Origin of the sequence: Pseudoalteromonas tetraodonis (genome assembly GCF_002310835.1) — a bacterium.
In the GTDB taxonomy this organism is placed as follows: Bacteria; Pseudomonadota; Gammaproteobacteria; order Enterobacterales; family Alteromonadaceae; genus Pseudoalteromonas; species Pseudoalteromonas tetraodonis.
Window position 1 is genome coordinate 672,387 of sequence record NZ_CP011042.1, and the last position, 15,643, is coordinate 688,029.

General features: G+C 40.3%; 12 protein-coding genes. All 12 read left to right on the plus strand.

The features are described from left to right. The first annotated feature begins 108 nt into the window (after positions 1-108). The 12 genes from PTET_RS18720 (at position 109) to PTET_RS18775 (ending at position 15,629) form a co-directional block, all read left to right on the plus strand. On the plus strand, positions 109-1,752 hold the full coding sequence (locus tag PTET_RS18720; RefSeq protein WP_244186392.1) for a M1 family metallopeptidase: 1,644 nt from the start codon (positions 109-111) through the stop codon (positions 1,750-1,752). Positions 1,753-1,989: 237 nt separating this feature from the next. Next, a complete protein-coding gene (locus PTET_RS18725) occupies positions 1,990-3,879 on the plus strand; it encodes a methyl-accepting chemotaxis protein (RefSeq protein ID WP_096039095.1) in 1,890 nt (629 codons plus the stop codon). Then, a complete protein-coding gene (locus PTET_RS18730) occupies positions 3,876-4,982 on the plus strand; it encodes a GGDEF domain-containing protein (RefSeq protein WP_090494943.1) in 1,107 nt (368 codons plus the stop codon). Before PTET_RS18725 ends, PTET_RS18730 begins: the two co-directional genes overlap by 4 nt. Then, positions 4,960-5,580 carry a DsbA family protein gene (locus tag PTET_RS18735; protein WP_096039096.1) on the plus strand — a complete coding sequence of 207 codons (621 nt, stop codon included), beginning with the start codon at positions 4,960-4,962 and terminating at the stop codon, positions 5,578-5,580. Before PTET_RS18730 ends, PTET_RS18735 begins: the two co-directional genes overlap by 23 nt. A 224-nt stretch (positions 5,581-5,804) precedes the next feature. Next, positions 5,805-6,557, plus strand: coding sequence for a DUF3450 domain-containing protein (locus PTET_RS18740; RefSeq protein WP_058156055.1), 753 nt, complete (start codon positions 5,805-5,807; stop codon positions 6,555-6,557). 10 nt (positions 6,558-6,567) lie between these two features. Continuing rightward, on the plus strand, positions 6,568-7,935 hold the full coding sequence (locus tag PTET_RS18745; RefSeq protein WP_096039097.1) for a MotA/TolQ/ExbB proton channel family protein: 1,368 nt from the start codon (positions 6,568-6,570) through the stop codon (positions 7,933-7,935). A gap of 3 nt (positions 7,936-7,938) precedes the next feature. Next, on the plus strand, positions 7,939-8,466 hold the full coding sequence (locus PTET_RS18750; RefSeq protein WP_008111501.1) for a MotA/TolQ/ExbB proton channel family protein: 528 nt from the start codon (positions 7,939-7,941) through the stop codon (positions 8,464-8,466). Positions 8,467-8,519: 53 nt separating this feature from the next. After that, a complete protein-coding gene (locus PTET_RS18755) occupies positions 8,520-8,930 on the plus strand; it encodes an ExbD/TolR family protein (RefSeq protein WP_008111500.1) in 411 nt (136 codons plus the stop codon). Positions 8,931-8,936: 6 nt separating this feature from the next. Beyond that, positions 8,937-9,542 carry an energy transducer TonB gene (locus tag PTET_RS18760; RefSeq protein ID WP_096039098.1) on the plus strand — a complete coding sequence of 202 codons (606 nt, stop codon included), beginning with the start codon at positions 8,937-8,939 and terminating at the stop codon, positions 9,540-9,542. A 37-nt stretch (positions 9,543-9,579) separates the two neighbouring features. Further along, positions 9,580-10,908 carry a tetratricopeptide repeat protein gene (locus PTET_RS18765; RefSeq protein WP_024601017.1) on the plus strand — a complete coding sequence of 443 codons (1,329 nt, stop codon included), beginning with the start codon at positions 9,580-9,582 and terminating at the stop codon, positions 10,906-10,908. A 314-nt stretch (positions 10,909-11,222) separates the two neighbouring features. After that, the gene (locus PTET_RS18770; RefSeq protein WP_028834590.1) at positions 11,223-12,824 is read left to right on the plus strand and encodes a hypothetical protein; all 1,602 of its coding nucleotides are present in this window, start codon (positions 11,223-11,225) and stop codon (positions 12,822-12,824) included. Between the two features lie 93 nt (positions 12,825-12,917). Continuing rightward, positions 12,918-15,629 carry a TonB-dependent receptor domain-containing protein gene (locus tag PTET_RS18775; RefSeq protein WP_096039099.1) on the plus strand — a complete coding sequence of 904 codons (2,712 nt, stop codon included), beginning with the start codon at positions 12,918-12,920 and terminating at the stop codon, positions 15,627-15,629. Positions 15,630-15,643: the final 14 nt, after the last annotated feature.

Sequence of the window (15,643 nt, forward strand, 5' to 3'; positions counted from 1 at the left end):
ACACTATAAATGTAAAACTATGTAATTATATTAAAAAATTATAATTATAAGAGCTTATTATTTATGTTGTTCTTGCACCATGTGATTAGGTGTTACTTGGTTGTTACATTGATATATATACTCAGTGCCTGCACCAGCAAACCTGCAAAATTAGATCCCCTCGTTGCTAATACTGGTCAACCATTATCTAGCGTGGCTCAATCAACCGATGTTATTTTCTATGATCTTAAGTTAGCCGTTTTTCCAGAAGAAAAGCAGATAGCCGGCACAGGGAAAACAGTATTTCGGGTCGTTAAAGAAACTCAGCAAATTGAACTAAAACTCGATAGTCGCTTTAGTATAAACACAGTAACAGTGGCTGATAAGAAAGCCGAATTTCTCCATTCTCATGGTGTGATCACGATTAACTTATATGAAAAAAAGTACCCTGGAGAAGTGGTTGAAGTTGCCATTAACTATTCAGGCAAGCCACATATTGCGCTTAACCCTCCATGGAGTGGTGGTTTTGTATTTAGTGAAACAAACGATGGTAAACCTTGGATAGCAACAGCGGTGCAAGGTGAGGGCTGTGATTTATTTTGGCCTTGTAAAGATCACTTTAGTGACAAAGCCGATAGTATGCGTATACGGGTAACGGTACCCACTGGATTGTATGTTGCCAGTAACGGGGTACTAAAAAATATAACTGTATTACAAAACAAGACTACCGAGTTTGATTGGTTTTTATCTGAGCCTGCGAGTGATTACAACATTGCGCTGAATATTGGCCCATTTGAGCGTGTTCAACAGCAATATACCAGTATAAATGGTACTGACATTCCTGTGGAATTTTGGGTGTTACCTGAAAATAGGCAAAAAGCCAGTAATTTGCTCACCAACGATGTTTATCAACAAATGGCATTTTTTGAATCTGTGTTAGGTCCATATCCATGGGGGCAACAAAAACTTGGCTTTGTAGAAACGCCTCATTTAGGCATGGAACATCAAACGATAAATGCTTATGGCAAAGGGTACACTCGCGACCCTAGTGGTTATGATTGGCTTATTCAGCATGAATTAGCGCATGAGTGGTTTGGTAATTTAATGACACACGAGCAATTGAATGATGCGTGGTTACATGAAGGTTTTGGCTTTTACATGCAACCGTCTTACAGTTTATATACCTTTGGTGAGGCCGCTTATAACCATGCAATGTATAAAGCCTATTTAGGGATAAAAAACTGCCAACCTATTGTTAAAGAGGGTGAGTTAAGCTCAAAAGAAGCTTTTAACTCAGATATTTATGGTAAAGGAGGCTGGACATTACACACTTTGCGTTGGTTAATTGGTGATGAGTTATTTTGGCAAGCAACACGCGAGTTAATCTACGGGAGTAGCGACACGCAAAGTCTCAGTTACCCAATTCAATCGCGATATCGCAACACGCAACAGTTTATTGATATTGTTAATCGCATTACAAAAAAAGACTATAACTGGCTATTTGATGTGTATTTAAAACAAGCTGCATTGCCAACACTAACCATGAAACGTCAAAATAACGTGGCCAATTTATATTGGAGCAAAAGTGAAAAAGATGCGACGCCTTTTAAAATGCCAGTACCCATTTCAATTAATGGCCAGCTTCAAGTTTATACACCAATTGAAGGAGTCATTACCATTAAAGCTAAACCTGTTGATCATATTATTGTAGATCCACAGATGAAGGTACTTCGGCAATTACCGATCACAAGCCAGTGCCAACAAGATGAATAATTTAGATAAAGCGTTACTATGGGGATAAAATTTATCCCCATAGTGCTTTTAAACACTTATTTATCTAGCTCTGCTAGTCTAAAAATTAAACGCACTGTGGCAAAGTCATCCTTGAAAGAACTAGTTATTTATTATTATTTTTGTTCTTTAATTTCATTGAAATCATATTTGCTAAGACATTCAGTTAAAAATTTGTTAAAAAGACACTGATAATAATGATTAATACTTAAGGTACTTATGTTTAGCTCGCTTAAATTCACCTCCAAAATCACCATTGCTGCATCATTAGTGTTAGTTTTAGTGCTAGGTGTTTTCACCATAAATAATTATTTTTCAATGCGGCATCAAACTCAAGAGCAGTTATCGCTAGTACTAGAGCAAAACTCTGAGTCTGTCTCTAAAAATATTGCAAGCTGGCTAAATAATAAATTAGCGATTGTGATCTCTATCGCAAAAACATACCAAGATGACGATGCCAAGTCTTTAACGCTTTCGCAATTAAATACCGCTGAGCTTGCAGGGGATTTTAAAAATACCTACATAGGTAAATCATCGGGTACATTTATTCTAAATGATCAAAGTGTTGTACTCCCCAGCGATTTTGATGCGACAAGTCGCCCTTGGTATAAATTAGTAGAAAATAAAACAACAACGGCTTTTACAACGCCTTATATCGATGTAACGACCAACGAACTGACAATTTCAGCCGTTGCCCCTATTAATAGTAATGGTCAATTTAAAGGGGTAGCGGGGGCAGATATTGATATGCAAACCATCGCTGAAATTATTGGAGATATTGATTTTTTAGGACTCGGTTATGGTTTTTTGCTTGATAATAAAGGGCAAATATTGAGTCACCCTGATAGCAAATTAAATTCAAAAACAGTCGCTGACTTAATTGGTAAAAATGCACCGTTAGCAAGAGAATTCACCGAGCATCAAGTAGCAGGTGAAACCTCGCTGGTATCCTTTACTAAAATTCGTGGTATTGAAAACGTTGATTGGTATCTAGGTGTAGTAGTCAATAAAGATAAAGCGTATTCAAGTGTTTCTTCGTTTGGGCAAAAGGCAATTGTATTTTTAATTATTGGTATTTTAGTGATTGTTGCGTCACTGGAATTTTTACTGCGTTATTTGATGCGCCCTATGTATCGTCTCAATGATGCCATTAGAGATATAGCGCAGGGTGAAGGCGATTTAACCTGTCGGTTAAGCGTTGAAAACGATGACGAATTTGGTCAATTGAGCAATTCGTTTAATATTTTTATAGAAAAAATCCAAAATTCAATAATTCAGGTTAAATCTTCAACGCAGTTACTGGAAACGGCAGTTGCTAAATTGGTTACGCAGACAGACTCAACATTAACTATGTATGATGACCAAAGTGAGCGCACCAACAGTGTGGCGTCGGCAATTAATCAGTTTTCAGCTACCTCAACAGAAATTTCAACCAGCGCCAGTAATGCCTCGACGCTTGCCAAAGATGCAGATCAATACTGTGCTAAGAATCAACAGACCCTCACAAACAACGTTTCAAGTATTCATCAACTGTCACAAAATATAGAGCAAGCGCAAGAAACCATAAATAGTTTAGACTCGCATACCGCTAATATAGGAAATGTATTGGCAGTAATAAAAGGGGTGAGTGAGCAAACCAATTTGCTGGCTTTAAATGCGGCGATAGAAGCGGCTCGTGCTGGTGAAGCGGGAAGAGGATTTGCGGTTGTTGCCGATGAAGTAAGGCAACTTGCACAGCGTACTCAGCAATCAACTCAAGAAATAGAAAACACCGTCATTGAATTACAAAAAGGTTCAAGCTCTGCCGTTGAACTTATGAAAACCAGTTTAGAAGAAAGTGAAAAAAGTGTTCAGCAAGCGGATGCAGTTGGCGATGTAATGAAACAAATAATTAGTGCGATTAAGCAAATAACCGACGCCAATCATAGTGTCGCTAATGCTACGGATGAGCAAAACCAAGTGGTTAAGTCATTACATAGCGATATTCACGTTATCAGCGACTTATCGATTCAAGGCCAATCAAACCTAAATCTTACTTTGGAAGAGTGTACCAAACTTAAGCATCAATTTAGTGACTTAGAGCGCATGGTTAAAAAATTCAAAGTATGATCAGTAAAACAAAAATAAATAAGCCAAGCTGGCTCAATTTAATCAATATTGACAGCGTTTATAGCTTTGATAAACAACGCCAAGTATTTTCGTTATTTACCATGATAGCGATTGCCTTGGTGTTAATTACCTATTTAGTAATTGCCAATCATCACGTGTATGCACCAATCCTTACTATTGCGTTAATTGTGGTTAACGTAACGATTGTAGGGTGTATTATTTATTTTATGAAAACAAAGCAGATTGATGCAATCGCCCTCATCACTTTAGTGATTGTATTTGTGATGTGCTTAGCTTTGGTATACACCGGCGGTAAAGAAAACACTGCTTTATATTGGCTAATGTTTTATCCCGTTGCTGTATTTGCCATACTGGGTGTGAAGTTTGGCGCCTGGTTAAGCAGTGCCATGTTATTGAGCTGTATTGTTATGTTGTATGGCCCTGATATGGGGCAAGTTATTTATGGCGCGGTAGAAAAGACCCGTTTTGTTGCTGCATTTTCGCTGGTGTTAGTGTTTTCGTTTATCGGTGAGTATTTTCGTCACCGCAGTCATTTAGCAATTGCTGATATCACCTTAGAGCAAAAACAGCATGCTCATACCGATCAGCTTACCGGGGCGCCTAATCGTCGCTTTATTACCTCACATTTTTTAAAGCTAGCAGCTTCAAGGCCAGAACATTATTTGCCGCTGTCTATTTTACTCATTGATTTAGATAAGTTTAAACAATTAAACGACAGCTACGGACATGATTTTGGTGATACGGTTTTAATTGAATTTACTAAGTTATTAGAGTCTCAGTTTCCTGCAACAGCGCTTAAAGCACGTTATGGCGGCGAAGAGTTTGTGGTTATTTTACCGCAACAAACAACCCTTGAGGCCAGCATTTTGGCCAACCGTTTTAGAGAATGTGTGCAAAACCATGTGATGCTAACCGACAAACATCAGCGAGTATCATTAACGTGTAGTATGGGTATTGCTCAGGCTAACAGTGTAGATGATTATAATAATGCGTTAAAGCAAGCGGATCAGTATTTATACAGCGCTAAGGCGCAAGGTAGAAATAAGGTGGTATCTGTACATGATCAACACGCCTCAGAGTAAATTAATATATGTACACGACCCTATGTGTAGCTGGTACTGGGGTTATAAACCTACATGGCATGCGCTTGAGGCTGCCTTGGTAAACAAACTTCCCATTGAATACAGAGTGGGTGGTTTAGCTGCAGATACTGACTTGCCAATGAGTCAGGATATGCAGTTGCAACTACAAGCCATATGGCAAAAAATTAGCAGCCAGTTAGGCACAGAGTTTAATTTTGATTTTTGGCGAGACTGCCAACCTCGCCGTTCTACCTATCCCTCTTGCAGGGCCGCTTTAATTGCTCGCAGCTTCAACAAAGAACCACAGATGATAGCGGCAATACAGCAGGCATATTATTTACAGGCACAAAACCCATCGGATGAAGCGGTTTTAATTAAACTGAGCGAAATAATTGGTTTAGACGCCCGTTTATTTGCACAGTTACTTCACTCTAATGAGCTTAAGCGTCGCTTTGATGATGAGCTTAATTATGTTCGCAGTTTACCTATTCAAGGTTTTCCGTCGTTAGTATTAATACATAACAATCGCGCTTACCCTATTGCTATTAACTACACAGATTGGCGACAAACCCTGATTGAAATACAATCTTACTTGTAAACTTAATCCCACTATTTTCATCCCTGAATTGTAAAATAGGCCAATAAGGCTAATTTATTACCGTTGTCATAAAAGCGACTTTTTTACGCAACACGCTTGTCATTTTTAATCTATACACTTTCGCTCATTGAAACTATCTCGCTTTAAATTGTTTTTTTGTAAACAAGCTAAAGCGATTAATAAACACTAGCAAATCCGCTAATTAACGAGCAAAGGTGTATACGATGAAAGGCGTTAAACCATTAATTTTAGCTGGTATTGTAGCCGCAAGTGCAGCAGTCCACGCCAATGATTTAAACACGGTAATTGAGAAAAGCAGCGAAATTAATAATTTAGCTGCGCAATCACAAACAAAAATAGACAAGATTGCAGATTCAATGCAAGGGCGTTTACAGCAATTTAAAACCCTAAATAAAGAAATAGATGGCCTAGCCGTTTATAACGCACAGCTTACCAAACAGTTAAATAATCAAATAGAAGAGATGGAGTCGATTAATTTATCGATGGATCAAGTATCGATAATTGAACGCCAAATAACCCCTTTAATGCTTCGTATGATCACCGGGCTTGAACAGTTTGTTGCCTTAGATGTGCCGTTTTTAAAGCAAGAGCGTAAGCAGCGCCTTGAATCATTAAATGCAATGATGGCGCGTGCTGATATTTCATCAAGTGAAAAATTTCGTCGTGTTTTAGAAGCTTACCAAGTTGAGGTTGACTACGGACGCACTATTGAGGCGTATACCGCATTGCTTGATGTGGATAATAAAGAACGCGAAGTCGACTTTCTACGCATTGGTCGTTTAGAGCTAATTTACCTCACCCGCGATGGTAAACAAGCAGGTAGTTGGGATCAGCAGTCACAGTCGTTTGTTGCGCTACCAGATTCAACCATAAGCCAAATTAATAAAGGGCTTCGCATTGCTCGCAAACAACTTGCCCCCGATATGTTAACACTGCCAATTCACGCTGCAGAATAAGAGGTTTACCATGAAATTATTAACGAAAATGACAAAAATGGCCGTGTTTGCAGCCAGCTTAAGCTTTGTGGGCACCAGCATTGCCGCTGAGCCGATGAATTTAGATGCTTTATTAAAAACCTTAGAGCAGGGTAAATTAGCGCAATCAGAGCAAAATAAACAACGTGAACAAGAATTTGCAGCACGTCAAAATGAACAAGTGCAAATGCTTAAAAACACCCAAGCTAAACGTAACCAAATGCTTAGCGAGTCAGAGCGTTTAGAGACGCAATTTGAAGAAAACGAAATTAAATTGGCTAATCTAACTGATACCTTATCAAAGCGTATGGGTTCATTAAAAGAGCTATTTGGTGTGCTACAACAAGTCGCTGGCGATTCAAGTAACAAGTTTGCTACCTCTGTGGTATCGGCACAGTTACCTGGGCGTAGTACTTTTATGGACGAATTGGCGCAAAAAATGGGTTCAACTTCAAAGCTTGCGTCTATTGAAGATATAGAAAAGGTTTGGTTTGAGCTACAACGCGAAATGACCGAACAAGGAAAAGTAAGCCGCTTCAATACTGATGTAATTGTTGAAGGGGGCAATAAAGTACAAAAAGAAGTGGTACGTGTGGGTGCATTTAACCTTATTAGTGACGGTCAGTACTTAGAGTATACACCGGCCACCAATACCATTAGCCAGCTTACTCGCCAACCAAGTAGCCGCTTTACTGCGACTGCGGCTGATTTGCAGCAAGCAAACACGGGTGTTGTACCGTTTGCGCTTGACCCAACAGGCGGCTCAATTTTAGGTTTGTTAGTACAAGCCCCTGATACCAGCGAGCAAGTTCATCAAGGTGGTGCGGTCGGTTACGTTATTTTAGGCGTTGGTTTATTAGCGTTATTAATTGCGCTAGAGCGTTTTGTATCGCTCATGCTGATGGGTGGAAAAATCCGTCGTCAATTAAAAGACGATACAGCCCGTGATGACAACCCGTTAGGGCGCGTCATGAAAGTGAAAGATCAATACCCAAATGTGGCCTACGACACGCTTGAACTTAAGTTAAGCGAAGCCATTTTACGCGAAATGCCAAAAATCACCCGTAATTTAACGCTTATTAAAATTATCTCTGTGGTAGCGCCATTACTTGGCTTGCTCGGTACGGTAACCGGGATGATTAATACCTTCCAAGCAATTACTTTATTTGGTACTGGCGACCCTAAACTAATGGCGGGCGGTATTTCGCAAGCCCTAGTTACTACGGTATTAGGTCTTGTGGTTGCCATTCCAACGGTGTTTTTATACACCTTATTGAATACTCGCTCAAAAGGCTTACTGCTTATTTTACAAGAACAAAGTGCAGGTATTATTGCCGAGCGAAGCGAGAAAGGAGCCTAAACCATGGTGCTATTGATTGATTCAATCAATGCTATCCGTGATTTTCTCGACACGGGTGGCCAAGTGCTCTTGGTCATTGCCGTGTTAATTTTCGCGATGTGGTTATTGATACTCGAGCGATTTATGTACTTTTTTAATGGCTATCGGCACTACAAAAAAGACGTTAAAAATACGTGGAAAACGCGAAGTGAACGCAACAGCTGGAATGCAGAGCAAATACGCCAAGCCATGGTGTCACGCGCCAGCATGCGTTTAAACGCAAATTTACCGCTGATTAATGTAATGGTGGCGCTGTGTCCACTATTAGGATTGCTTGGCACAGTTACAGGGATGATAGAAGTCTTTGATGTAATGGCCATTACAGGTACAGGCAGTGCACGCTCTATGGCATCAGGTGTGTCAAAAGCAACCATACCAACAATGGCAGGAATGGTCGGTGCGTTATCTGGGGTGTTTGCCTCAACCTATTTACAACGAAAAGCAAAGCGTGAAGTTGAATTGTTGCAAGACACTATGGTGTTAGACCACTAAATAATTATTGAAAAGCGGTGAACATAATTACCGCTTATTCTAGGAGAAATAACATGAGAGCCCCATTAGGTAATTTATTCCAAGAAGACGAAGCAGAAGAAATAAACATGACCCCTATGCTGGATGTTGTATTTATTATGCTTATTTTCTTTATCGTGACAGCCTCGTTTGTTAAAGAAGCGGGTATTGATGTAAACCGTCCAGAAGCGGCAACCGCAGTAAAAAAAGAGCGGGCTAACATATTAGTGGCCATTTCAGATCAAGGCGAAATTTGGATCAATAAACGTCAAATTGATGTACGCGCTGTACAAGCCAACATTGAGCGCTTAAAAGCTGAAAATCCACAAGGCAGTGTAGTTATTCAGGCTGATAAAAAAGCCACCACAGAAACCTTGATAAAAGTCATGGATGCCTCGCGTGCAGCGGGTGTATTTGATGTTTCAATAGCGGCTCAAGAAGGGTAACGAGTGATGCGTTATGTACTTGCGTTAATTATAGCGGGTGTGGTGACCTTTATGCTGTTTTTAGGTATGCAGGCATTGATCACCGGTGGTGAAGGCGCCATGACGGAGCCTGCTAAAGGGAATGTGTTAGATTTTGTACGTTTGAAAAAAGAAGAAACGGTACAAAAAAAGGAGCGTAAACCACAAAAGCCGCCAACGCCTAAAGAGCCACCACCGCCAATGGAATCGCCACAAATGCAAAGTAGCGATAACAACGCAGCCAGCAACAACTTTGATTTTGCTGTCAATGTCGATGCGGATGTAAATCTAGCGGGTGGATTAGCGTTAGAAACCAGTGATGGTGAGTATTTACCCATAGTAAAAGTAGCACCGGTCTACCCAAGGCGTGCGTTATCGCGTGGTATTGAAGGGTATGTCATTGTTGAATTTACAGTGACAAAGCAAGGCACGGTTAAAGAGCCGCAAGTTATTAAAGCCGAGCCAGAGTCATTATTTGACAGAGCAGCGATGGATGCGGCCCTTAAATTTAAATATAAACCGCGCGTGGTTAATGGTGAAGCCGTTGAAGTAGCCGGTGTGCAAAATAAAATTTCTTTCCAAATTAATGGTTAATTCTGTTAAGTAAGCAAAGAGTGAACGTGAGGCAATTATGAAATTAAAACTAACAACCAAGCTATTAAAGCTGAGTATGCTGTGCACTGTTGCAATCAGTGCCAGTATTGTTACACCAAGTGCATTAAGTGTACTTCCGGGTGTAAATTTGGCGACAGTACAGGCCGCTGAACAGCAAAAAACAACACGAGTACCCGCACTGCGTGAAAAAGTATACAGCCAATTGGCTCGCGCCCAAAAACTAGCGGATGATGGCGACAGTAAAGCGGGCTTGGCTGCGCTTGACAGCATACAAGCGCGCTCATCAAGTATGAACTCTTATGAAATTGCGATGATGCATAACTTTTATGGGTTTATTTATTACAATGAGAACGACCTTGTAAAAGCGATTGCTTCATTTGAAAAAGTGATTGCCGAAGACGGTATTCCAGAAACACTACGCCTGAGCACAACATTCAGCCTTGCGCAGCTTGCTATGGCTAACAGTGACTATAAAAAGGTGATTGCATTTTTAGACAAATGGGACGCCATAAACACTAAGCCTAAAACCGACGCCTATTATTTATTAAGGGCGCAAACCTACTATCAATTAAAAGACTATGAGCAAGGCCTAAGTTACATTACCCAAGCCATTAACTTAAGTGATAGCGAAGGCAAAGTACCCAAAGAAAACTGGCTGGTACTGCAACGCGCTATGTATTACTCACTTAACCAAACCGATAAAGTAGTGAGCGTACTTGAGCGTATGGTAAAGCTTTACAATAAACCTGAGTATTGGGTGCAATTAGCCGGTATGTATGGTGAAACTGGGCAAGAAAAACAGCAGCTTAGTGTTTTAGAGGCTGCTTACCAGCAAGGATTTTTAACCTCTAAATCTGACTTAAGGCAGCTTGCGCAGGTATATTTATATAATCAGCTTGCTTATAAAGCAGCCAGTGTAATGAGTAAAGCAATAGAGCAGGGGATTGCTGAACCAACTGCTAAAAATTATGCCTTTGTAGCCGAGGCCATGGTACAAGCTAAAGAAGATGCTAAGTCGATTAGTTACTTTACCAAAGCTGCAGAGCGTTCAGAGCATGGTAAATACGATCAGCGCTTAGCTGAAGTGTATGTAAACACCGAGCAGTATGACGAAGCTGCCGATGCAGCGCGAATGGCACTGGATAAAGGCGGCCTTGATTTTGAATCAAATGCGTTTGTTGCTTTAGGGATGGCGCAATACAATTTACAAAATTTTGATGCGTCTATCCTTGCGTTTGAACAAGCCGAAAAGCACAAAAAGTCGCAACGTTTAGCCCAGCAATGGATCAAATATGTAAAACGCGAAAAAGTGCATGCGCAAACATTAAAAACAGCACTGCTTTAATTTTTATAGTGCGATTATTAGTTCTTAATTGACGCACTAAAAACCATTTCATAATTGCACTACTCAAACCACACTAACATTCGGTTAGTGTGGTTTTTTTGCTTGCATTTTTAAAATAACTGATTGATTTTTAATTAATTAACATTGTCATTTTATGTTTATTAAAGTGTAACTTCATTGTCATATCACTCCCGTATTGTACTTCGTATTCGATAACTCAAGTGACCTTAATGCATGAGTATCGTGCCTTAAAGTGACTTAAGTTATTACTTAATGCGCTAACACAATAATTAAATACTTTTACGGAGTGAACAATGAAATTATCTGGCTTATTCAAAATCAGCTTAGTGGCTACAGCAATGACACTTGCTGGTTGTGGTGGTGATATAGAAATTACACCAACCGTTAATGATAACAGCACCAGTACAGACAACAGTGTTAATAATTCTAATAACAACACCGGTTCAACAACTGATGATGAGGCTGTATGTGCAAGCTATGAATCAGATGCAGGCACGGTAACAGGTGTGGTCAGTGGTATAGATTGCTTATACAACGATTCATTTTCAAGTAAAACTATTTCAATTACTAACAACATTACATTTAAAGAGTTACCTGGCGGTGGTGTACATGTATTTGCTGATGCCCTGCAAATTGGTGAAGATGGCAACACAGTTGATGGCTTTTCTATTCCAACTAATGGCCCAACTATGACTGTAGAGCCTGGCGCAACGCTTGCGTTTCAATCAGGTGAAGCGATTTTACGTATTGCACGTGGTGCAAAAATTCAAGCCGTGGGTACAGCAGAAAAGCCAGTAGTATTTACCTCAGCTAATGCCTTTGACCGTTTTGATACAGCTGGTGAAGGTGCACGTTATGCTGACTGGGGTGGCATTATCATTAATGGTCAAGGTATTACTGACCAATGTACAGATGCAGAGCGTGATGGCGGTACATGTAACGTAGCCTCTGAAGGTATAACAAGCTACTTTGGTGGTAACGATAATAGCGATTCAAGCGGTAATATTAAATGGGCTAAAGTATGGTATGCAGGCTCTGGCCCTCGCGTAGGTGGTGAAGGCGATGATTTAAATTCATTAACACTTAATGCTGTTGGTTCAGGCTCTGAGTTTGATTACATTCATATTCACCAAGGCTTTGATGACGGTATTGAAATCTTTGGTGGTGCAACCACGCTTAAGCATATTGCAGTAACAGATACTCAAGATGATTCGTTTGACTTTGATGCCGGTTGGCAAGGTAAGGCGCAGTACTTATTTGTTCAACACGGTACGGTAACGCTTAACGATGGTTCTGTGGTTAATATGGGTAATAATGGTTTTGAGTCTGACGGCGTTAAAGGTTCATCTTCTGCTCAAGTGTCACCTTCAAACCCGATGGTTGCTAATGTGACTGTGATTACTACTGATGGCAATTCAGTTCGTGATGATGACCCTTCACAAGCCTACAAGTTTGATGATCAATTTAATTCAAGCATTTATAACGCGTTAATTGTTAAGAAAAACGCAGTTAATACACAATGTATCGAATTCTCGGGTGATGGTGAAAAGCAAGCCGATAACATTTCTTTTACTAGCTCAGTAATGGCATGTTCAAATAATTTCGCTAATACAGATACCTTTGCTGGTGGTCCGCTTGCAGGACAAACTAAAACAGCATGGTTTGAAAATGGCGGTGCGAGTGAAATTTTAACAGATGATGTCTCTGTACTTGCTGCTAATGGTTTTGCTACTAATACGGCTTCTACAGATGTGAGCGTTACAGCCACTGATTTAAGTACAACAGATTCGTTCTTTGAATCGGTAAATTACATCGGTGCCGTATCGGACCAGGATACAACGTCAAATTGGTATAAATGGGTTGAAGCAGCAGTAGCCGCGGCTAACGCAGACTAATTTAGCACTATTTATAAACTTCTGAAGGCGCCTTGGAGCTTGCATAATAAGCGTTTGGCGCCTCTTTTGTATAATCTGATCAGGATGTATCTTATGTCTAAAAAGCATAGACTTAATCAAATTACATGGGCGATTGGTTTAGGGCTGTGTGCCCAATCTGTAAGCCTATTTGCTGCGCAAAATGATGTTGATGTAGCCCAAGAAATAGAAGAAGTAGTGGCAGTAGGTACGCGCTTACAAGGCAGTGCTGCTGCTGTGGTTGAAGAGCGAAAAAATCAAGCCTTTGTAGCCGATATTTTAGGCTCAGAGCAATTAGCACGTACTGGCGATAGCGATGCCGCTTCTGCCCTTAGGCGTGTAACCGGTTTGACCCTCGTTGATGGCAAGTTCATTTATGTGCGTGGTTTAGGTGAACGTTATTCGAGCGCACGTTTAAATGGCGCGTACATACCCAGCCCCGATCTAACTCGCAATGTGATCCCGCTTGATATTTTTCCCGCTAGTATAATTTCAAGCATGGCAGTACAAAAAGCTTACTCACCAAATATGCCCGCCGCGTTTGGTGGCGGTAATATTGACATTAGAACCAAAACTGCACCGAGCGAGTTTACAGCGGGTGTAGAGGTGGGTGTTGGTTATAACACTGCTGCAAGTGACGGCTTTACTTACAACCGTAAAGAAAGCGGACTACCTGATGCGTTATCATCTGCAATAACACAATACCGAGGTGATTTTGGTATTGGCAACATAGTAAAACGCGATGGCTTAGTCGATGGTGATACAACACGTGCAGAGCAAGCGACTGCGATTAATAACGAATTGCTTAAGTCGTTACCGCGTGGTTATGAGTTAAAAGAAGACTCTCTCGATCCACAATACAATATTAAAGCCCATTACGGTGATAGCTTTAGCGAATCTTACTTTGGCGGCAAGTTAGGCTTTATGCTTTCTGGCGCTTATAAAAATGAGTGGGATTTTGAAGACCGATTTAGCTCAGTGATAAGCCAAGATTTAAAAAATGAAGACGGTAAAATTGACTGTACGACAGCGCTAAATACTGCAGATGATGTCGCAAATTCATGTTTTAATACTGTAAAAAATTCCCAAGTGACCACAGAAAACGAGCGTTATAATGCGTCATTTAGTTTAGGCTATACCTTAGGTACTCACAGTATATCAGCGCAGCAGCTATACATTATTGATAATGAAGATGAGTCTGAAATTGCTATTTCGCAAAGTCCAGCGGGTAGTTCAACATTTAGTATTGCAGGGGATGGCGTTGCTAATCGTAACCATACTTTTAACTACGAAGAGCGACAACTCAATATTACCCAGTTTATTGGTCAGCACACCTTTTTAGATTACATGGGGATTGGCGCTGATTGGCAGTATACCGAAGCGAAGGCAACAACGGATATTCCGACGAATGCTGATTTTGAATTTCGCGATGAGTACAACACAGACGGGTCGTATGTAGGTTCTCAAATCACGGGTGATGATAATCGTGTGATTATGTCATACACCAACATGGAAGAACGAGTTAAGTCTTACAGTGGTAATTTAAACTTACCGCTTAGCTTTGACAGCATGGATGTTGAATTTAAAGTAGGGTATGACTTTTCAGATAGGGCGCGTATTTTTAATACCTCAAGTTTTGCTATTAATAACAGTGGTGGTGCTGGTATCACTATAAATGATGGCAGTGATAATGCGCTAAATAATAGCGGGTATCTAAGCGATGAATTTATTAATAATAACGCGATACTGGTTGATTTTAACGAACCAACAGCTCCTGATGCGGATGATTACCTAGCAGGACAAAAAGTAGATGCGGGTTATGCCTCGTTTGATATGTTTTATGATCAATGGCTACGCATTAGCGGTGGTGTACGCTATGAACAATTTAAACAAACGTCTATTGGTACATCTAGCCTAATATTTGATCAAGATGACTTAAATACTTTCTACGACCCTGAAAAAATTCAAGCAGGCTCTATTGTTTCCGACGATTGGTACCCTGCGCTTTCTGTCACCTATGTAGGCGCTGATAACTACCAAATACGTGCAGGCTATGGTGAAACGGTAGTTCGTCCGGATTTTCGTGAAGTGGTACCGGTTACTTACTTTGACCCACTTACCGATATTAGAACATTTGGCCGTACAGGGCTTAAAAGTAGCCCAATTAAAAACTATGACCTACGTTATGAATATTACGGTGAAGCCGGTAATTCGTTTAGTGTGGCTGCCTTTTACAAAGATATTACTTCACCCATTGAAACGGTTCTAAATATTGGCGATGAAGACTATTCAGCCTCATTTATCAATGGTGAAACCGCTGAGGTCTACGGTATAGAAGCTGAATGGTTGCAAGATCTTACGTTTTTATCTGAAGGGTTATTTACCAGTGGTAATATAACTTTGAGTGATTCAGAAGCGTCTATCGATCCTGCGCTTGCGGGCACCTTAACTAACCCTAAAAAACGTATGACGGGTCATTCAGAGTACGTAGTTAATTTACAACTTAACTACGATTCACTCGACGGAATGCACAGTAGTTCTTTGGTTTATAACGTATTTGGTGAACGTATTTTAGCAGCCGGTGTTGCGAGTCGAGATGATGCTTATGAGCAGCCATTTCATTCACTTGATTTAGTTTATACCTTTTACCCTGACTTTAACTCTAAGGTGAAGTTTAAAGTTAAAAACCTACTTAATGAAGATCAGGAAGTATCGCAATCAGATATTATTGTTCGCTCTAAAGAAGTCGGTATGAACTTTGATATTAGTTATAGTTACGAGTTTTAAGTAAAAGCCCAAGG